Annotated in this window: 16 protein-coding genes; 13 read left to right on the forward strand and 3 right to left on the reverse strand. The window is 68.2% G+C overall.

Annotated features, from left to right (window positions below; translation table 11 throughout):
- Window positions 1-110: 110 nt before the first annotated feature.
- The 5 genes from ACLJRL_RS16830 to ACLJRL_RS16850 all read left to right on the forward strand — a co-directional run bounded on the left by ACLJRL_RS16830 (window position 111) and on the right by ACLJRL_RS16850 (window position 5,480).
- Window positions 111-1,490, forward strand: a complete 1,380-nt coding sequence (locus ACLJRL_RS16830; RefSeq protein WP_410657113.1) for an ABC transporter substrate-binding protein — start codon at window positions 111-113, stop codon at window positions 1,488-1,490.
- Complete coding sequence (locus ACLJRL_RS16835) at window positions 1,468-2,442, forward strand: carbohydrate ABC transporter permease (protein WP_410657114.1); 975 nt, start codon at window positions 1,468-1,470, stop codon at window positions 2,440-2,442. The genes ACLJRL_RS16830 and ACLJRL_RS16835 overlap by 23 nt, the downstream gene beginning before the upstream one ends.
- Window positions 2,439-3,308 (forward strand): carbohydrate ABC transporter permease, encoded by an 870-nt coding sequence (locus ACLJRL_RS16840; protein WP_410657115.1) that lies wholly within the window; start codon window positions 2,439-2,441, stop codon window positions 3,306-3,308. The genes ACLJRL_RS16835 and ACLJRL_RS16840 overlap by 4 nt, the downstream gene beginning before the upstream one ends.
- Before the next feature lie 46 nt (window positions 3,309-3,354).
- Window positions 3,355-4,959 carry a glycoside hydrolase family 13 protein gene (locus ACLJRL_RS16845; RefSeq protein WP_410657116.1) on the forward strand — a complete coding sequence of 535 codons (1,605 nt, stop codon included), beginning with the start codon at window positions 3,355-3,357 and terminating at the stop codon, window positions 4,957-4,959.
- Between the two features lie 89 nt (window positions 4,960-5,048).
- Window positions 5,049-5,480: an organic hydroperoxide resistance protein gene (locus tag ACLJRL_RS16850; RefSeq protein WP_410657117.1), complete on the forward strand. Its 432-nt coding sequence runs from the start codon at window positions 5,049-5,051 to the stop codon at window positions 5,478-5,480.
- A 265-nt stretch (window positions 5,481-5,745) separates the two neighbouring features.
- On the opposite strand, the gene ACLJRL_RS16855 is transcribed toward ACLJRL_RS16850, so the two are convergent.
- Window positions 5,746-8,448, reverse strand: a complete 2,703-nt coding sequence (locus ACLJRL_RS16855; RefSeq protein WP_410657118.1) for an ATP-binding protein — start codon at window positions 8,446-8,448, stop codon at window positions 5,746-5,748.
- A gap of 367 nt (window positions 8,449-8,815) precedes the next feature.
- Between ACLJRL_RS16855 and ACLJRL_RS16860 the strand changes: the two genes are divergently transcribed.
- Both ACLJRL_RS16860 and ACLJRL_RS16865 read left to right on the forward strand, forming a co-directional pair.
- Entirely contained in the window at window positions 8,816-10,156 is a 1,341-nt protein-coding gene (locus ACLJRL_RS16860) for an alpha-lytic protease prodomain-containing protein (protein ID WP_410657119.1), read from the forward strand.
- The gene (locus ACLJRL_RS16865; RefSeq protein ID WP_410657120.1) at window positions 10,141-10,776 is read left to right on the forward strand and encodes a sigma-70 family RNA polymerase sigma factor; all 636 of its coding nucleotides are present in this window, start codon (window positions 10,141-10,143) and stop codon (window positions 10,774-10,776) included. The genes ACLJRL_RS16860 and ACLJRL_RS16865 overlap by 16 nt, the downstream gene beginning before the upstream one ends.
- Before the next feature lies 1 nt (window position 10,777).
- Here ACLJRL_RS16865 and ACLJRL_RS16870 read toward each other — a convergent pair whose 3' ends face one another.
- On the reverse strand, window positions 10,778-11,023 hold the full coding sequence (locus ACLJRL_RS16870) for a hypothetical protein (RefSeq protein ID WP_410657121.1): 246 nt from the start codon (window positions 11,021-11,023) through the stop codon (window positions 10,778-10,780).
- A 188-nt stretch (window positions 11,024-11,211) separates the two neighbouring features.
- On the opposite strand from ACLJRL_RS16870, the gene ACLJRL_RS16875 reads away from it, so the two are divergent.
- Window positions 11,212-12,309, forward strand: a complete 1,098-nt coding sequence (locus ACLJRL_RS16875; RefSeq protein ID WP_410657122.1) for an aldo/keto reductase — start codon at window positions 11,212-11,214, stop codon at window positions 12,307-12,309.
- A gap of 487 nt (window positions 12,310-12,796) precedes the next feature.
- Here ACLJRL_RS16875 and ACLJRL_RS16880 read toward each other — a convergent pair whose 3' ends face one another.
- Complete coding sequence (locus ACLJRL_RS16880) at window positions 12,797-13,804, reverse strand: hydroxyacid dehydrogenase (protein ID WP_410657123.1); 1,008 nt, start codon at window positions 13,802-13,804, stop codon at window positions 12,797-12,799.
- A 182-nt stretch (window positions 13,805-13,986) separates the two neighbouring features.
- Between ACLJRL_RS16880 and ACLJRL_RS16885 the strand changes: the two genes are divergently transcribed.
- The 5 genes from ACLJRL_RS16885 to ACLJRL_RS16905 are packed head-to-tail and all read left to right on the forward strand — an operon-like array spanning window position 13,987 to window position 19,917.
- A complete protein-coding gene (locus tag ACLJRL_RS16885; protein ID WP_410657124.1) occupies window positions 13,987-15,315 on the forward strand; it encodes an extracellular solute-binding protein in 1,329 nt (442 codons plus the stop codon).
- A complete protein-coding gene (locus ACLJRL_RS16890; protein WP_410657125.1) occupies window positions 15,312-16,268 on the forward strand; it encodes a carbohydrate ABC transporter permease in 957 nt (318 codons plus the stop codon). Before ACLJRL_RS16885 ends, ACLJRL_RS16890 begins: the two co-directional genes overlap by 4 nt.
- Window positions 16,265-17,131, forward strand: coding sequence for a carbohydrate ABC transporter permease (locus tag ACLJRL_RS16895; RefSeq protein WP_410657126.1), 867 nt, complete (start codon window positions 16,265-16,267; stop codon window positions 17,129-17,131). Before ACLJRL_RS16890 ends, ACLJRL_RS16895 begins: the two co-directional genes overlap by 4 nt.
- A gap of 28 nt (window positions 17,132-17,159) precedes the next feature.
- Complete coding sequence (locus ACLJRL_RS16900) at window positions 17,160-18,461, forward strand: alpha-L-fucosidase (RefSeq protein WP_410657127.1); 1,302 nt, start codon at window positions 17,160-17,162, stop codon at window positions 18,459-18,461.
- A 13-nt stretch (window positions 18,462-18,474) separates the two neighbouring features.
- Window positions 18,475-19,917 (forward strand): chondroitinase-B domain-containing protein, encoded by a 1,443-nt coding sequence (locus ACLJRL_RS16905; RefSeq protein WP_410657128.1) that lies wholly within the window; start codon window positions 18,475-18,477, stop codon window positions 19,915-19,917.
- Window positions 19,918-19,971 lie beyond the last annotated feature (54 nt).

Consider the following 19,971-nt stretch of genomic DNA (forward strand, 5'->3'; position numbering starts at 1 on the left):
ATTGTCGGTAAGTTGCAAGTTATCATCGAGTTATTGCGTCAATCTGGTCTTCACTTTAGAGTGACCGCAATCACGTGACAGCCGTCGCGATCCCGAGATGAGGCTTTGAGATGAGCAGCACTTGGTCCCCGACCGTGCGCCGCCGAATGTTCTGTCTGCTCGCCGCGGGTGGGCTCGCTCTGGGGGTGGCCGCCTGCGGGTCCGGCACCGGCGACGAGGCCGGCACCGGAGGCAAGGTCAAGATCACCGTCACCGGGCAGCCCCCGACCAGCCAGCCGTTCGAGCGCAGCGTGTTCGACGCCGACGTCAAGGAGTTCGAGGAGTCCCATCCGGACATCGACATCGAACCCCACGAAGGGTTCATGGACCCGAAGACGTTCTCCGCCAAGCTCGCCGGCGGACAGCTCGAGGATGTCTACTACGTCTACTTCACCGACCCGGCGCAGATCATCACGCGCCGCCAGGCGGCCGACATCACCGAAGCGGCCAAGAGCCTGAAGAACTTCAACGACATCAAACCTGAGCTGCTGGACAACTTCCGCGGCTCCGACGGCAAGCTGTACGGGCTGCCGACGATGAACTACAGCATGGGGCTGCTCTACAGCCGCCCGCTGTTCCAGAAGGCCGGCCTCGACCCGAACAAGCCGCCGCAGACCTGGGACGAGGTCCGCGAGGCCGCGAAGAAGATTTCCGCGCTGGGCAACGGGACCGTCGGATACGCCGACTACAGCAAGAACAACCAGGGTGGCTGGCACCTGACCAGCTGGCTCTACTCGATGGGCAGCGAGGTCGCCCGCAAGGACGGCGACAAGTGGGTCGCCGCCTTCAACAACGAGAAGGCCAAGGCCGCCCTCAACCAGCTGCACTCCATGCGCTGGACCGACAACACCATGGGCAGCAAGCAGCTGCTCGAAGCCCAGGACGTCCAGCGCATGATGGGCGCGGGCCAGCTCGGCATGTACATGGCCGCCCCGGACAACGTCCTGGTGCTGGTCAAGCAGTTCAACGGCAAGTACGAGGACTACGGTGTCGCCGGTATGCCGGGCGGGCAGGGCACGCTGCTCGGCGGCGAAGGCTACATGATCAATCCCAAGGCCTCGCCGGAGAAGATCAAGGCAGGCCTCGAATGGGTCCGGTGGAAGTACCTCAACCCGGAGCGTTTCGAGAAGCACGTCCAGCAGTACGTCGACGGCAAGCAGCCGGTCGGGCTGCCTGCCGAGCCGACGCCGGACATCTGGCAGGGCGCGATCCGCGACCAGCAGATCGCACTGAAGACCAAGCACGCCAACGTTCCCGCCGAGAACTTCCAGTCCTATGTGGATGCCAGCTCGAAGATCAAGGGCAGCATCGAGCCGCCGAACGCGCAGCAGGTCTACGCCGTTCTCGACAGCGTGATGCAAGCGGTGCTCACCGACCAGAACGCGAACATCGATCAGCAGCTCTCGTCGGCAGAGTCGAAGGTCAACAGTGTCCTCGCCCAAGTCAAGTAGCGTCCTCGACTGGCCCGCGGCGTCTTCGTCGCGGGCCGGTCGCCCGGTCGCGTCCGCGGCCGAACGCCGCCGCGTCCGGTTCCGCCGCAAGGTCAAGGAGAACCTGACCGCGTACGGCCTGTTGTGCGCCGCGCTCATCGTTTTCGCGTTGTTCTCCTGGTACCCCATCGTGCGCGGCGTCCTGCTGAGCTTCCAGCAGGTCGACTTCGTCAACCCGCCCAGCTGGGTCGGCTTCGACAACTTCACCCGGCTGTTCCAAGACCCGCTCTTCGGCGTCGCCTGGCGCAACACCCTGCTGTTCACCTTGCTGGCACTGGTGTTCGGCTTCGTGGTGCCGTTCCTGACCGCGGTGCTGCTCAACGAACTCCGGCACGCCAAGGCGTTCTTCCGGCTCGCGGTGTACCTCCCCGTGATGCTCCCGCCGGTGGTCACCGCGCTGATGTGGAAGTGGTTCTACGACCCGGGTTCCGGCCTGTTCAACTCGGCGCTCAACGCCGTCGGCCTGTCCGGTGGCCAGTGGCTCGATTCCAGCGACACCTCGATGCTGTCGCTGGTTTTCGTCTCCACATGGGCGAACATGGGCAGCACCACGCTGATCTACCTCGCCGCGCTGGGCACGATTCCCGGCGAGCTCTACGAAGCCGCGGAACTCGACGGGGCCGGGATGTGGAAGCGCCTGATCCACGTCACCCTGCCGCAGACCCGGTTCGTCCTGCTCGTCCTCCTGCTGCTGCAGGTCGTCGCGACCATGCAGGTGTTCACCGAACCGTATGTGATGACCGGCGGCGGGCCGGACGATTCCACCGTCACCGTGCTCCTGCTGCTGTACCGCTATGCCTTCGTCTACAACGACTTCGGCTCGGCCAGCGCGTTGAGCCTGTTGCTGTTCGTCGCGCTCGGGCTGTTCTCCGCGCTGTACGTGCGCCTGACCCGGAAGGCGGACCTCTCATGAGGACGCTCGTCTCCCCCGGCACCCTGCGCACCCGCCGGGGAAAGATCGGCTACGCCGTCGTGTTCACCTGCACGCTGCTGCTGTTCGTGATCGCGTTCCTGTTCCCGTTGTACTGGGCGGTGACGGGCGCGATGAAGTCGCCGCAGGAACTGGCGCAGACGCCGGCCACGTTCATCCCGAACGAGTGGCATCCGGAGACCTTCGCCGACGCGTGGGATCAGCTGAGCCTCGGGAAGTACTTCCTCAACACACTCATCGTCGCCGGTGGCGCGTGGCTGGCCCAGCTGGCCATCGACGTTCCGGCGGCGTTCGCGTTGTCGAAGCTGCGGCCCAAGTTCGGCAACGTCGTCCTCGGGCTCATGCTCGTGACGCTGATGCTGCCCGCGGCGGCACTCCTGGTGCCGACGTACGTGACGGTGACCGATCTGCCGATCCTGCACGTCAACCTGATCAACTCACCGGCGGCGGTCTGGCTGCCCGCCGCGGCCAACGCGTTCAACATCTATCTGCTGAAACGGTTCTTCGACCAGATCCCGGACGAGCTGATCGAGGCCGCGCGGCTCGACGGCGCGGGGCCGGTGCGCACGCTGTGGCGGATCATCCTGCCGATCTCGCGGCCGATCCTCGCCGTGGTGTCGATCCTCGCGGTGGTCGCCGCGTGGAAGGACTTCATCTGGCCGCTGCTGGTGTTCCCGGACACCGAAAAGCAGACGCTGTCGGTGATGTTGCAGCGCGTCGCCATCGACATGCCGCTGAACGTGCTGGTCGCCGGCATGGTGCTGGCCAGCCTGCCGATGGTGGCGTTGTTCCTGGCCTTCCAGCGCCACATCCTCGCCGGGCTCACCGCCGGCAGCGTCAAAGGCTGATTTTTTCGCCGCACTCGGGGTTTCACAACGATGAGGAGGGCATTTCGTGACCGCATTGGGGCAGTCCGCCACCGCCGGATGGTGGCGGAGCGCGGCGATCTACCAGGTCTACATCCGCAGTTTCGCCGACGGGAACGGCGACGGCGTCGGCGACCTCGCCGGCGTCCGCGCGCGGCTGGGCTACCTGGCCGAACTGGGGATCGACGCGATCTGGTTCACCCCGTGGTACCCGTCACCGATGGACGACGGCGGCTACGACGTCGCCGACTTCCGCGACATCGACCCGCTGTTCGGCACACTCGCCGAGGCGGAGGAACTGATCGTCGCGGCGCACGCCAAGGGCATCCGCGTGATCATCGACATCGTGCCGAACCACTGCTCCGACGAACACCGCTGGTTCCAGGAAGCGCTCGCGGCCGAGCCGGGATCGCCGGAGCGCCAACGGTTCTGGTTCCGGCCAGGCCTCGGCCCGGACGGCGCCGAGCCACCGAACAACTGGAAGTCACGCTTCGGCGGGTCCGCCTGGACGCGGGTGCCCGACGGCGAGTGGTACCTGCACCTCTACAGCTCGCGCCAGCCGGATTTCAACTGGGACAACCAGGAGATCCGCGCGGATTTCGAGGATGTGCTGCGGTTCTGGTTCGACCGCGGGGTGGACGGCTTCCGCATCGACGTCGCCGACGGTCTGGTGAAGGACCCGCGGCTTCCTGATGTCGAGGAGGGCGACGAAACCCCGTTCTCGGATCAGGAGGGGCTGCACGAGATCTACCGCTCGTGGCGCAAGATCGCCGACAGCTACCCGGGCGACCGGGTACTGGTCGGCGAGATGTGGCTGCCCGACATGTCCCGCGCCGCGCGCTATCTCCGCCGCGACGAACTGCACGCGGCGTTCAACTTCGACTTCCTGGTGTGCCCGTGGGATCACGCGCGCTTCCAGGACGCCATCGAGCGGACTCTGCTGGCGCACCGGGAAGTCGGCGCTCCCGCCGCCTGGGTGCTGTCGAACCACGACGTCACCCGCCACGTGACGCGCTACGGGCGTGACGGCGACACGGGTTTCGCCTTCGCCGACCGGCTGCACGGCACGCCGGTGGACCGCGAACTCGGCACCCGGCGGGCGCGGGCGGCGGCGCTGCTCACCCTGGCGCTGCCCGGCGGTCTGTATGTGTACCAAGGGGAAGAGCTCGGCCTGTGGGAGATCGAGGACATCCCGGACGAACTCCGGGAGGATCCGGTGTGGGCGCGGACGAACGGCGCCGACCCCGGCCGGGACGGCTGTCGCGTGCCACTCCCCTGGTCCGGCGACACCCCGCCGTTCGGTTTCGGCACGGGCGGGACCTGGCTGCCCCAGCCCGAGGAATGGCGGTCCAGCACGACGGAGGCGCAGGCGACCGATCCGGCGTCGATGCTGCGGCTGTACCGCGCGGGGCTGCGGATGCGGGAGGAACTGCCCGCGCTCGGACCCGGTGATCTGGAGTGGCTCTCGCTCGGCGACGGGGTGCTCGCTTTCACCCGGGGACCGGGGTTCACCTTCGTGCTGAACTTCTCCGCCTCGCCGGTTTCGCTTCCACCGCACCGCGAAGTGCTCCTGTCCAGCGACCCGGTCGAGGGTGAACTCCCGACGGACACGGCGGTGTGGCTGCGCACCTAGTCACCGGCGTAGGTCCCCTGAGGGTGACGTACACGGATGACGTCGTCCGACGGTCGCCGCCGCCTCCGCCGGATTCCTACCTTGGAGCCATGTCTGAAACCACTTACACCGCCGTCGCCACTTCGACCGCGGAGGGCCGCAACGGCGGCCGCGCTACCTCCGACGACGGCGCACTCGACGTCGGCCTCGCGGTACCGAAGGCCTTCGGTGGCGCCGGCGACGGCACGAATCCCGAGCAGCTCTTCGCCGCGGGCTGGGCGTCCTGCTTCGTCGGCGCCGTGCGTCGGGTCGCGGGCGCGAAAAAGGTGCGCTTGGACGACCTCGCCGTCGTCGCCGAGGTGACCCTGCACCACGACAACGAGGCCGACGAGTTCAAGCTCAGCGCCGTGCTGCACCTGGAGGCGTCCGGTATCGACCAGGCGACCGCCGACGAACTGGTCCGAGGCGCGCACCTGGTGTGCCCGTACTCGAAGGCGACGCGCGGGAACATCGAGGTCACGCTCGACGCCACCGTGGCCTGACTCGTGAGTGGTAATGACGGTTCTGGTGAACCTTGATTTGTGTACCCACTGTGGCGGGTATGGCGCTTGCCGGGCCGGGTGCCGCTCACCACATGCCGTCCAGGCAAACGACCGTGAAGGCCTCCTTGAGGGACTCTGAGTCCCTCAAGGAGGCCTTCACGGACCAGCGACCCCACAGGGAGAACGCAACCAGAGGACTAAACGCAGACGACCTAGATCGGACTCAAGGCATGAGTACACAAATGAGCATCCGCTCTCACCGTCATTACCACTCACGACCGGCCAGTTCTCCGCGCGAGCTCACGCCCAGTTTCGGGAAGATCCGGTGCAGGTGCGTGCCCACCGTGCGGTGGGACAGGTAGAGCCGCTGCCCGATCTCCCGGTTCGTCAGGCCCTCCGCGGCCAGTTGGACGATGCTCAGCTCGTGCGGGGTCAGCTTGTCCCGCGCGTCCGGGCCGCGGTTCGGGCTCGACTCCCCCGCGCTCCGCAGTTCCCGGCGCGCGCGTTCGGCCCACGCGGTCATGCCGAGCGCGTCGAACGTCTCCCGGGCGGTGCGCAGGTGCGCCCGCGACTCCACCACGCGGCGCTGCCGCCGCAACCATTCACCGAACGCCAGATGCAGACGTCCACGTTCCGCCGGCCACCCGTTCAGGTCTGCGTGCAACGCTGTCTCGAAGAGTTCCTCGGCGCCGTCGTTCGGGGCGAGCACGGCGCGGGCGTAGCGCAGGCCGAGGTGCAGCGCCGGTGCCGGCGTCGACTCGGCCAGCTTCTCCATCTCCGCCACGATGTCCCGCAGCGCCTCGACCTGTCCCGCCCGCATCGCGACTTCGGTGAGTTCCGCGACGAAGTAGACGCGCAAGGCCAGCTGGCAGGCGGGATCGGCAGGGTCGAACAGACGGCGCAGGTCGGCGAACGCGTCGTCGAAGCGGCCCTCGCTCGACGCCGCGATCCCCCGCGCCAGCTGGACGGTCGCGAGCACCGGCCGGGCGCCCGCGGCGAGCCCGGCCCGCTCGGCCTCGTCGGCCAGCGTCTTGGCCTGTTTGTGTTCGCCTCGCAGTGCGGCGATCTCGGCCTGGACCGCGGTGGCGAGCCCGTACATGAACGGCTGACCGGTCTCCCGCGCGAATCTCGCGGCTTCCGCGGCGACCGGTACCGCCGCGGCGAGGTCGCCGAGACGGACACGGCTCCACGCCTGGACCGCCAAGGCGCGGGGCAGCAGCCCGAGCCTGCCCTGCGCGCGAAGGCCGGGCGCGGCGGCGGCGGAGAACCGCGCGGCCAGGTCGACCGCGCCGATCTGCAGGGCCGCGCTGCCGAGGTAGCGGTCGGTTTCCGGGTCGGCACCGGTCTGGGCGGCGAGTCCGCGAAGCTCGCCGAGCACGGTCTCGGCCCGCTCGAACGGCGCGACGTAGGCGGAGACCGCGACCAGACGCGGGTCTGAGTTCTCGATCGGGAGCCCGTCGGCCACCGCCAGCAGCGACCTCCGCGCGTCCAGGCCGGGCTCGACCCAGAAGCAGCGCATGGCGGCTCCCCAGAGGATCCGCATCGCCGCGTCGGGCTCGCCGTCTGCGGCGACCGACTCGGCCAGCTTCGCCAGTTCCAGCACGCGGGAAACGTCTTCGCGCACACCGTCTTCGAACCCGCTCAGCAGCCAGCTCGCGGTGGACCGCTGCAGCGGCGAGAGATCCTCGGACCGCGCTTCCCGCACCAGCCGTTCGGCCGTCCCGCGTCCGCCCGATTCGACGGCGATTTCGGCGGCGCGCAGCAACCGGCCGGCCCGTCTGCCCGGCTCGGCGCTCACCCGGGCCGACTGTTCCAGCGCCGCGATCGCGGCCGCGGCCCCGCCTCGATGCTGGGCACGGTCTGCGGCCCGCTCCAGTGCGGTCGCGACCGTTTCGTCCGTCCCGGTGGTCGCGACGGCCTGATGCCAGGCCCGCCGGTCGGGCTGATCGCCCAGTGTTTCGGCGAGGGCCAGGTGAGCGCGCCGTCGTCGCTCGACCGCCGCCGCGCCCGGGATGGCCGAGCGCATCAGCGGATGGCGAAAGGTCACCGTTCGGGGCTCGAGGTCGATCAGGCGAGCGTCGACGGCGGGAGCCAGGACGTCCGGCTCGACCTCAGTGCCCAGCAGGACCCCGGTGGCCGCGAGCACCTCGGCGACCGAGCCGGTTTCGTTGAGCGCCGCGATCAGCAGAGCGGCGCGGGTCGGCTCCGGCAGCGCGGTGGTCCGCGCCCCGAACGTGCGTTCCAGCCGTTCGGTCAAGGGCAGCACCGGGTCGAGCCCGGCGGCGTCCGGCACGGCCGACGGCAGTTCGGTCAGGGCCAGCGGGTTTCCCGCGGCCTGGGCGAGCAGCCGGTCCCGGACGGATGAGGTGCGCCCGGGGGCGACGGCGTCGAGCAGTTCCGCGGAGACCTCGTCGGGCAGCCGTTCGACGTCCATCGACGGCAGTCCGGCGTCCTGGAGCGGCGAAGGCTCGCCGTCCCGGATCGTCGCGATCAGGACGATCGGTTCCGCCTCGATCCGCCTGGCCACGAACGCGAGCGCGTCGGCACTCGCGCGATCGAGCCAGTGCGCGTCCTCGACGACGATCAGCAACGGCTTGGCCGCCGCCTCCTCCGCGAGCACCGTCAGCGCGGCGAGCCCGACCAGGTAGGCGTTCGGTTCCGCCGGCTCGGCGAGACCCAGCGCGGTCCAGAGCGCGGAACGCTGCGGCGCGGGCAAGGCGTCCGCACCGGCCCGCACGGGGTACAGCAACTGATGCAGCCCCGCGTAGGCGAAGTTCCGCTCCGCCTCGACACCGGTGGTGCGCAGCACTCGCAGACCGGCGACCGTCGCCGCGGCGACGGCTTCCGCGACGAGGGCGGTCTTGCCGACGCCTGCTTCGCCTCGGATGAGGACACCGGCGCATTCCGAAGGCCCGTCGACGAGCTCTCCCAGGTCCTTCAGCTCGGCTTCCCGTCCGAAAAGCGGCATGGCGCGGCATTTCTCCCGTCACTGTCTGCGACTGCTCACCCGACCATACCCAAACCGTCCGATCAGGACGTGCCGTCGACCTCCTCACCCCGTGAGAACTTCCGGCTCGACCTTTGCCATACCCGTCAAAAGTACGGTATTGACGACAAGGACACCTTGACGGACCGAAAGGTCCAGTCCACTCACAACGCAGCTGAATCCCTTGCGCAACAACGGATTCAACTGGCCATAACGTTCGCCAAACCGTCATACCGCCTGGCGCTCAAGCCGGGTGGTATGACCCAAATGGTATGTACCAGTTAAGTGATGCGCCTCGTACGGTCGGGAACGAATCCCCCTCCCCCGCCCGTTCCAAGGAAGCGTCGAAATGAACAGAAAGATCTTAGCCGCCACCGCCGCGGCGATCACCGGTGCAGGGCTGGTCACCGCCATCGTCCTGACCCCGAGCGCGAATGCCGGGCAGACTGTCACGGCGGCCGAGCAGGCCCAGTCCGACATGCTGGCCGCGATGTCCCGGGACCTGAAGATCAGCCCCGAACAGGCCAAGGTCCGGCTCGCGAGCGAGCAGCGTGCCGCGGTCGCCGACACCACACTCAAGAAGCAGCTCGGCACCTCCTACGCCGGATCCTGGCTGGACGGCACCGGCACCACGCTGACCGTGGCCATCACCGACGCCGCACACGCCGACCTGGTGCGCGCGAGCGGCGCGACCCCGAAGACCGTCGCCCGCAGCGCCGGCCAGCTCGACGCGGCGAAACTGCAGCTGGACGCCAAATCCGCCCAGGCGCCGGAAACCGTCCCCGGCTGGTACACCGACGTCACCACCAACTCGATCGTCGTCCTGGCCAACGCCGGTGGCGAAGCCGCGGCCAAGTCATGGGTGGTCAAGTCCGGTGTGCAGGGCGATCTGGTGCGCGTCGAGACCAGCACCGAGAACCCGGTTCCGCTGATCGACATCATCGGCGGCAACGCCTACACCTTCGGCTCGGGCCGCTGTTCCATCGGCTTCGCGGTCGATGGCGGCTTCGTGACCGCCGGGCACTGTGGCACCGCGGGCACCCGCACCTCGAACCCGAGCGGCGTCGTCGTCGGCTCCAGCTTCCCGGGCAACGACTACGCCTGGGTCCGCGCCGACGCGGGCAACACCCCGCGCGCGCTGGTCAACCGCTACCCGGGCACCGTGCCGGTCGCGGGCTCGACCGAGGCTCCGGTCAACTCCTCGGTCTGCCGTTCCGGTTCCACCACCGGCTGGCGCTGCGGCACCATCCTGCAGAAGAACACCTCGGTCACCTACCCCGAGGGCACGATCACCGGTCTCACGCGGACGAACGCGTGCGCCGAGCCCGGTGACTCCGGCGGTTCGTGGATCACCGGCGACCAGGCGCAGGGCGTCACCTCCGGTGGCTCCGGCAACTGCACCTCCGGCGGCACCATCTACTTCCAGCCGATCTCGGAGATCCTCAGCGTCTACAGCCTGCGTCTGACCGTGACCGGCAACCCGCCGTCCAGCACCACCACGACGCCGACCACCACCCCGACCAGCCCGACGACGTCGAACCCGCCGGGCGGCACCTGGGCGCCGTACACCTACTACGGCTCGGGAGCGACCGCCACCTTCGGCGGCAGCAACTACCGGGTGATCCAGCCGCACACCTCGCAGGTGGGCTGGGAACCGCCCAACGTCCCGGCGCTTTGGGAACGCGTCTGACCTGGACCGCCCCCGGCGATGCGCCGGGGGCGGCTCCTCCCCTTGACGACAGCGCGCTGACCGCGGATCTCGAGTCCCTGGTCCCGTGCGCTCGCGGCGGCGACCCCGCCGCGACTCAGGCGTTGATGGGCCTGCTCCGCCCGGTCGTCATGCGGTACTGCCGGAGCCGGATGGACAAGGCCGAGACCCGGGTCGTCGCCGCGGACGACGTCGCGCAGGAAACCTGCCTGGCCGTGCTCACCGCCCTCCCGACCGCCCGGACCACCGGTGGCTCCTTCCTCGCGGCGGTGCTCGGGATCGCGGCCCGCAAGGTCACCGCCGCCTTCCTGGGACGGGCGCGGGACAGGTCCGAACCCACGCCCGAGGTCCCCGACCGCGCGACGGCCGAGCCCAACGAACCCGAGAAGCAGGCTCTCGCCGCCGACGGCCACGACCGCCTGACCCGGCTGATGCGCACTCTGCCCGGGATTCAGCGGGACGTCGTCCACCTGCGCGTCACCGTGGGCATGTCGGCTCCCGAGACCGGCGCGGTCCTGCACGTGACACCGGGCATGGTCCGCGTGAACCAGCACCGCGCCCTGCGCAAACTCCGCAGGATGGTCCGGGAGGACGGCCTCTGAATCAGCGCTGGAGGCAGTCGAGTCCCAGCCCGAACCCGGTCAGCACGTACTGGCAGATATGCGACGCGTGCTCGGCGTCGGTCTCCGTGCAGCCCAACGGAATGCCGAGCAGATCGACGGCGCAGTAGGCGTAGAACTGGTTCGGCTTCCCGGGAACCCCTTCCGCGGAAGCGGGCGAGGCCGCGATGGCGCCCGCGGAGACCATGAGCGTGACAGCGGCCGCCAGAGCGGCGATACGAGATCTCATCGTGCTTTCCTCTCTCGACTCCCCAGTGCCTGGTGTCTGGGATATTCCCCGGATCACTCCTGTTCAGCGGCGTATCACCGGAAAGTGTCACGGTGACTTACACCGATGACGTCGTCCGACGGGCGCCGCGGCCCCGGCGGCGGTCCTAGCGTGAACTCCACTGAGACGAATCCTTGGGAGTTCCTTCGATGACACTGGATCAGTACTACCTGCTCGGCCGGTCCGGTCTGCGCGTCAGCAGGCTCGCGCTCGGCACGATGAACTTCGGCACCGGCGGTTTCCACGCCGCCTATGGGAAGACCGAAGACGAGGTCCGTCCGATCTTCCGCCGGTATCTGGAAGCGGGCGGGAACTTCATCGACACCGCGGACTTCTACACCGCGGGCGAAAGTGAGACCATCCTCGGCCGCCTCATCGCCGAAGCGAACGTGCGGGACCGGGTCGTGCTCACCACCAAGTACACCAACAGCGTCGACCCCGGCGACCCCAACGCGGGCGGCAACGGGCGCAAGCACCTGATCCGGGCACTGGAGGGGTCGCTGCGGCGTCTGGGCACCGACCACGTCGACCTGTTCCTGCTGCACACCTGGGACCGGGTCACGCCGGTCGAAGAGGTGATGCGCACTTTCGACGACCTCGTCCGGGCCGGGAAGATCCGCTACGCCGGGCTTTCCGACGTGCCCGCCTGGTACGCCGCGAAGGCGCAGACCTTCGCGGAGGCGCATTCCCTCACGCCCGTGGTGAACCTGCAGCTGCCCTATTCGTTGGTGGAGCGGACGATCGAGACCGAACATGTCCCGATGGGACAGAATCTCGGGCTCGGCGTGACGGCGTGGAGTCCGCTGGCGGGCGGATTCCTGACCGGCAAGTACCGCCGTGACGACCGCGGTCCGGCGGGCGAAGGACGGCTGAACGACCCGGGGAATGCCGGCAAGGCGTGGACCGAACGAGACTGGGACCTGCTGAAGCCGCTGGAAGAGGTCGCGGGCAAGCTCGGCGTGACGATGGCCCAGGTCGCGATCAACTGGGTCGCCACGCAGCCCGGTGTCGCCTCGGCGATCGTCGGTGCGAGCAGCGCGGACCAGCTGGGCGCGAGCATGGCCGCACTGGACTTCGAGCTACCGCCGGAACTGCGGGCGATCCTCGACGAGGCCAGTGCCGTGCCGCCCGAGTCGGTCTACCGGATGTTCACGCCCGCCTACCAGAACTGGGTGATCAGCCCCGGCGTCAAGGTGGGCGACAAACCGGCGGGGTACCACCCGGCCGTCCGGAACTGGACGGAGTGACCGGCGGTCCTTTGTGGACCTCAGCCGAACCGGCCCGAAGATGGCTGTGACGAGCCCTTCCGGAAGGGCGATCGCCTTGCCCTCCGAAGCGGCGAGCAGATGAGCCAGCGCCTCGCCGGCGGCAGCCGCCCAATACGGGCTCCACAGCCCCGGCGGCTCGACCGGCGGCACGCCTTCATCCGGCCGGCCGGAGTCTTCGGGAGTGCGTCGTCGGACGTGGCTCGCACGGCATCCGGGATCTCCCGGGGCCACGACGATCGATCCCCCCAGACCGTCCGAAAGGGACAAAACGGGAGCGAACACGCCTCGCGCTTCGGCCGCGTCCGCGCCGATCTAGCTGTAGCGGGCATGGGCCGGGAGCGCGACCCACGAAACCGGCGACGTCAGCTCGGCGCCACATCCCGCGCACGCGAACACGGCCACCTTGCCCCTACCCGATCGGGCGAATTATGCCGTGTCCCGGCTGATCGCAAGGAGAGGACTGAACCTACGCCCGCAGGTGTGCCCGATCCGGCGCGACGGCGTGCTGCAGCGGCTGTCCGAGCACGAACCGGCGCAGCTCGCGGACGACGAGTTCACCCATGCGGGCTCGCTCGGCGCCCAGCGCCCCGGCCAGGTGCGGGGTCAGCACCACGTTCGGCAGGGTGTAAAGCGGCGAATCGGGCACCGGCGGCTCGGGCCAGGTGACGTCGAGGATCGCCGTGAGGTCGGGACGGTCGCGCAGCACCGGGATGACCGACGGCTCGTCGACGACGGCGCCGCGGGCGGTGTTGATCAGGGTGGCGCCTAGGCCCATCTTGGCTACGAGGTCGCCGTTCACCAGCCCCTCGGTCTCCGGCAGCAGGGGCGCGTGCAGGCTGACCACCGCGGACGTGCCGAAAAGTTCGTCCAGGTCCACCAGCCGCACGCCAAGTTCGGCGGCGGCCTCGGCGTCGACGACGGGGTCACTCGCCAGCACCTCGACGTCGAAGGTCCGCAGGTGCGAGGCCACGAGAGCACCGATCTCGCCGAGGCCGAGCAACCCCACCTTGGAGCGGTAAGCGCCGGCGACCCTGGGGTCGGACGGGTACTCGCGCCGCTCCCGGATCTCCCGGGAGATCCGGTGCACCTGTTTCAGTCCTAAGAGGACCTGGGCCAGGGTGAACTCGGCGACCGGGATGGCGTTCGCGGCCGCGGCGGACACGATCGGGATCCCCCGTGCCCAGAATTCGGGGGTGGTCAGCGGGCGGACCGAGCCGGCCGCGACGAGTACGGCGCGCAGGTCCGGCGCGTGTCCCAGCAGGGCGGAGTCCAGGACCGGGGCACCCCAGCCGGACAGCAGGATCTCGACGCCGTCCAGTGCCCCGGGGTCCTCGGCGAGCCGTTCACGGGTGAGCGGCTCGCGCAGCTGCGCCAGCGCGGCGATCTCCCGCAGGACGGTGTCGGGGTAAACGTCGCCGCGGCGGCGTTCCTCCATCACGAGGACCGCCGTCGGCCGGTGCTGCAGTTCCGTCATCTATGCCTCCGTCGGCGACCATACATCGGATGCCTGAGCCGGTCCACGAGCGGCAAGTCCCGCACAATGGCGAACCCGGCCGATTGAAATTCGTAATCATCGGACCATTGACCCGGAGCCGGGAAAGCGCTTACCGTCCCCAGCGGAGTAGACAGCGTGGTCCACAGTGAACAGGAGAAGCGATGCGGAAATCGCGGTGGATCGGCGTGGGACTCACTGTCTCAGCGCTGGTCCTTTCGGGCTGCTCGGCAGGCCCCGCCGGAACGAACGTCGCGCAGGACACCAAGGCGCCTTTGGAACTGTGGACCCGGACCACTCCCGGCGGCGCCGGCGAGCAGGGCACCAAACGGCTCGCGGAAGCCTTCGAGAAGGCCACCGGGTTCAAGGTGCAGGTCACCGCGATCTTCGACGACTTCGAGACGAAGCTGGCCCAGCGCGCCGCCCAGCGCGACCTGCCGGACATCGTGATGAACGACGTCACGCAGCTGGGCACGTTGAAGAGCCAGGGTCTCGTCCGTGAAGTCGAACAGGGCAAGATCAAGCACGCCTCGGAACTCACCGAGCAGGCGCTGAAGTCGAACCAGACCTCGGACGGCAAGTTGTACGGCCTGCCTTACAGCGCACAGGCTTCGGCACTGCTGATCCGCAAGGACTGGCGGGAGAAGCTCGGCAAGAGCGTCCCGCAGAGCTGGCCGGAACTGGCGGATCTCGCCAAGGCCTTCACCACCGGCGACCCTGACGGCAACGGCAAGAACGACACCGCCGGGATGAACGCGACGCTGTCGACCAAGCGGGGCTACGCCTCCTGGTACTTCTCCAACTTCCTGTGGGCCGCGGGCGGCGACTTCATCACCGAGACCGGTGGTGGCAAGTACAAGCCGTCGATGAGCACGCCCGAATCCGTCGCCGCGATGCAGTGGTTCCGCGACCTCGGCTGCAAGGACAACGCGATCCAGCCCGGTTCGGTCACCATGCCGACCCCGGCGACCAACGAGACCTTCGAGGCGGGCAAGGCCGGGATGTACGTCGTCGGCCCGTATCTGTTGCCGCGCTTCGACAAGTCGCTCGGCAAGGACAAGTACGAAGTCGTCCCGATGCCGAAGGGCGCCAAGAACTCCGACGTCCTCGCCGAAGGGCTGTCGATCTACATGATGGCCGGTTCGCCGAACCAGGCCGGGCAGGACGCCTTCGGTGACTTCGCGATTTCGGCCGAGGGCCAGAAGATCGGCATGGAGGGCGAATCGGCCTTCATCGTGCAGCTCCCGGTGAACAAGAACGTCGACATCACCCAGGTCCGCAAGGACCCGCGATGGAAGACCTACGCGGATATCTACGCCACGTCCGGCCACTACGCGCCGACCATCCCGAACTGGACGCCGGTCCGCCAGGACACCGCCGACACGGTCAGCGCGCTCGTCGCCGACTGCAAGCTCGACCTCAAGGCGGAACTGTCCAAACTCGACACCAAGCTCACCGCGACCTTGCAGCAACAGGGGATCAGCGCGTCATGACCGTAGATCACGCCAAGCCGGCTGCCGTCGGCGCGGACCGTCCCGCCGGCAAGCGGGCGCCCGCGCCGAAGGGCCGCAGGCGCAGCGATCGCGACGGGAGGTGGTGGACGCCATGGCTGTTCCTGGCCCCCGCCCTGATCCTGTTCGTGTACTTCAAGTTCATCCCGATGATCACCGCGGTGACGATGTCCTTTCAGGACGTCCAGCCTTACCTGGGAAACCAGTGGGTCGGCGGGCAGAACTACAGCACCGTCCTCGGTGACGAGGCGTTCCACTCCGCCATCTGGCACACCATCGTGATCGCGGTCGGGCAGACGGCCGGGTCGATGATCATCGGCCTCGCGCTCGCCCTGCTGATGGAGGGCCAGAGCAAACGGCTGAAGTTCCTGCGGTCGGCGGCGTTCCTGCCGGTGGTCGTGCCGATCGCGGTGGTCGCCGAACTCTGGCGGATCATGTACCACCCGACCGAGGAAGGAATGCTGAACTCCATCCTCGGCATGGTCGGGCTGGGGCCGTCGGGCTTCATCAACGATCCCGACACGTCGATGATCTCGGTCATCATCACCGGTATCTGGCGCGGGGCGCCGTACGACATGATGATCTTCCTCGCGGGCTTGGCCGGGATCGACCGAGGACTCTACGAAGCGGCCACTGTGGACGGTGCCTCCCGCTGGCGCAAGATCCTCCACGTGACGCTGCCCGGCCTGCGGTCGGTGTTCTCGATCCTGTTCATCCTCGCGGCGATCCGCGGCCTGCGGGTGTTCACCGAGGTGTTCCTGCTGACCAACGGCGGGCCGAACGGCTCGACCGAGGTGGCGATGACCCTGATCTACAAACTCGGCCTGGAACAGAACCGGCTGGGCGTCGGCGCGGCGGGAGCGGTCCTACTGTTCCTCGCCACGCTTGTCCTGACCCTGTTCGTCCAGGTGCTCCGACGGAGGCGAGACGCATGACCGCGGCCAACGATTCGGCACTCGGCCTCGACGCCGTCAAGTCGCCGGGCGGACGGATCCTGAGGTTCGTCCTGTACACCCTGCTGCTCCTGGTGTTCGCGGGCCCGCTGCTGGCACTGCTGGTCAGCGCGTTCAGCGACGTGTCCGACCCGACGGCGCTCAGCATCATCCCGTCGAGCCCCACCCTGGAGAACTTCGGCATCGCGTTCGACCAGGGCGTCGGGATGTACCTGCTCAACTCGTTCCTGGTGGTCGGCTTCGGCCTGCTGCTGCAGGTCGTCGTCTCGGTGCTGGCCGGTTATGCCCTGGCACGCAAGAAGTTCCGCTTCATGACGCTGGTGCTGGTCGCGACACTGGCGACGCTGATGCTGCCGGAGGAGATCCTCGCGATCCCGCTGTCGCTGATCCTGTCCGACCTGCCCCTGGTGCACATCAATCTGATCGGCAGCCTGGCCGGGATGATCGTGCCGCTGGGCGCCTGGGCGTTCTCGATCCTGGTGATGACCGAGTTCATGAAGGACGTGCCCCGCGAACTCGAAGAGGCGGCGCGGATCGACGGTGCCGGGGACCTGCGGATCTTCGCGCAGATCATCCTGCCGATGTGCAAGCCCGCGCTCGGGGTCATCGGTGTCTTCGGCTTCACGATGATCTGGGACCAGTACCTGCTGCCGCTGCTGGTCTCGACCGATGCCTCGACCTACACGCTGCCGCTGGCGCTGCGGACCCTGCGCATCGACTCGGACGTGACGCCCGGCGTGATCATGGCCGCGTCGCTGCTGGCGCTGCTCCCCTCGGTAGCCGCGTTCCTGTTCTTCCAGCGTTCGTTCGTCCGCGGCCTCGCCTCGGGCGCGCTGAAGGGCTGACCCACCATCTCAGAGGAGCGATCCTGAAGTGAGTTCCACCGCCTGGTTCACCCACGACCGGTTCGGGATGTTCGTCCACTGGGGACTGTATTCGCTGGCCGCCCGGCACGAATGGGTCCAGAACCGCGAGAAGCTGACCGACGAGCAGTACCGCGTCTACTTCGATCACTTCGAGCCCGACAAGTACGACCCCCGGGAATGGGCACGCGCCGCGAAGGCCGCGGGCATGACCTACGTCGTGCTCACCACCAAGCACCACGACGGATTCTGCCTGTGGGACAGCGATCTCACCGACTTCAAGGTGACCAACACCCCGTACGGCAAGGATCTGCTCGGCCCGTTCGTCGACGCCTGCCGCGAGGAAGGCCTCAAGGTCGGCTTCTACCACTCGCTGATCGACTGGCACCACCCCTCGTTCCCCGTCGACGGCACCCATCCCCGCCGTGACGACGCGGAGCACATCGCCGCCACCGCGGACGCGGACATCGCCGAGTACCAGCGCTATCTGCACGGCCAGATCCGCGAACTGCTGACCCGCTACGGAACCGTCGACTACCTGTTCTTCGACTTCTCCTACCAGGGCCGCAAGGAATGGTGGGGCGGCAAGGGACCGGACGACTGGGACTCCCCCGGCCTGCTCGAACTGGTCCGCGAACTCCAGCCCGGCATCCTGGTCAACGACCGGACCGGGATCCCCGGCGACTTCATCACCCCCGAGCAGTACCAGCCGTCCGGGCCGATGACCCGCGACGGCGTCCCGGTGGTGTGGGAGGCGTGCCAGACCCTCAACGGCAGCTGGGGTTACGACCGCGACAACTTCGACTACAAGAGCCCCGAACTGCTCCTCCGGATGCTGATCGACGGCGTCTCCAAGGACGGCAACCTGCTGCTCAACGTCGGCCCGAACGGCCGGGGCGAGATCGACCCGCTCGCCCGGGGAGTGCTCGCCGAACTCGGTCGCTGGATGGACCGGCACGAACGGTCGATCCGCGGCTGCGGGCCCGCCGGGTTCACCGCTCCTCACGATTGCCGCTTCACACAGAACGGCGACCGGCTCTACCTGCACCTGTTCGCCTGGCCGCTCAACCATGTCCACCTGCCGGGAATGGCCGGGCGGGTGCGCTACGCCCAGCTGCTCAACGACGCCTCGGAGATCCAGCAGGTCCACACCGATCCCGGGCAGACCGCGCAGAACACCCAGATGGGCGGGCAGCCGGCAGGCACGCTCACCCTCAAGCTCCCCATCCGGAAACCGGACACCCCGGTCCCGGTGATCGAGTTGTTCCTGAACACAGAGAGCCCCGCCGCCGCCACCCTCCCCACCGATTGAGCACGGAGGCATCATGGATCGCAGAAGGTTCCTCAGCGGCGCCACCCTCGGCGCCGCACTGATCACCGTCCCGTGGGTCACCGCCGGTACGGCGTCGGCCAAACCGAACAAGCTGTGCGCCCTGAACGTCAGTTCGCTGACCGAACTGCAGAACGCCCTCAATTCGGCCGCCGCCGGTGCCGTCATCACCCTGAACAACGGCACGTACACCGTGCCCACGGGCAAGCCGATCAGCATCAAGGGCAGGCGCGGCACGAAGGACAACCCGATCACCATCGTCGCGCAGTCCCGCGGCGGCGTGACGCTCAACGGTGAGCAGAGCTTCGTCTTCGACGACTCCACCGGCGTCACGATCAGCGGGTTCAAGTTCCGCCAGAGCACCACGATCGAGATCCCGCCGAACTGTTCCGTGATCCGCCTGACCCGCAACGACTTCCAGCTGGCCGACATCGAAGGCCTCCACTGGGTGATGGTCCGCGCCGACAAGAGCAAGATCGACCGCAACCACTTCCACCACAAGACCACGCTCGGCGTCATGCTCTGCATCGAGGGCGCTGACGAAGACAAGATGGCGACGGGCGTCGAAGTTTTCCGGAACTACTTCTCCGACCACACCTTCCCCGGCGACAACGGCGGCGAGCCGATCCGGCTCGGTGTCAGCCCGCGTGCGCTCACCACCGCCGGCGCCAAGATCGAGTTCAACCTGTTCGAACGCGCGAACGGCGACCCGGAGGCGATCTCGGTCAAGTCCTCGGGCAACTTCATCCGCAACAACACCATCCGGAACAGCCTGGGCGGCATCGTGCTGCGCCACGGGAACAAATCCGTCGTCGAATCCAACTTCATCCTCGGCGGCAAGGAAGGCATCCGGATCTACGGCAACGACCACAAGATCCTCAACAACTACATCGCCGGAGTGTCCAGCAGCGCGCTGGTCGTCGGCAGCGGCTCCGTTCGGGACCACTTCCCGGGTGAATCAAAGGAATCACGGCGCGGCAACGACGCGGCGGACCGCGTGCTCATCGCGCACAACACGCTGCTGAACAACGGCGGCACGCTCTCCGGCGAGACCAAACGGACGATCGAACCGCGCGACTGCACGATCTCGGACAACCTCTTCGTCGGCAGCAACGGCGACCTGGTCGCGATGAGCACCACGGGCAACTTCACGTGGTCCGGCAACATCCTGTGGGGTTCGGGCGGGGACGGCAACATCCCGGCCGGCACCTTCCGCCGGATCGACCCGAAACTCGTGCAGGGCACGGACGGCGTCTCACGGCTCGCCTCGGGCAGCCCCGCGATCGACACGGCGACACTCGCCACGGCACCGGTCGCTTTGGACATCGACGGCCAGGCCCGCGGCAGCAAGCGTGACGTCGGCGCGGACGAGTACTCGACGGCGGCCATCGCCAACCGGCCGCTCACCACCGCGGACGTCGGCCCCGCCGCTCCGTAGCCAGACCGGGCTCACGCCGGAGGGCGGCCTCCGGCGTGAGCCCATCCGCACCAC

Origin of the sequence: Amycolatopsis sp. lyj-112 (assembly GCF_046549055.1) — a bacterium.
In the GTDB taxonomy this organism is placed as follows: domain Bacteria; phylum Actinomycetota; class Actinomycetes; order Mycobacteriales; family Pseudonocardiaceae; genus Amycolatopsis.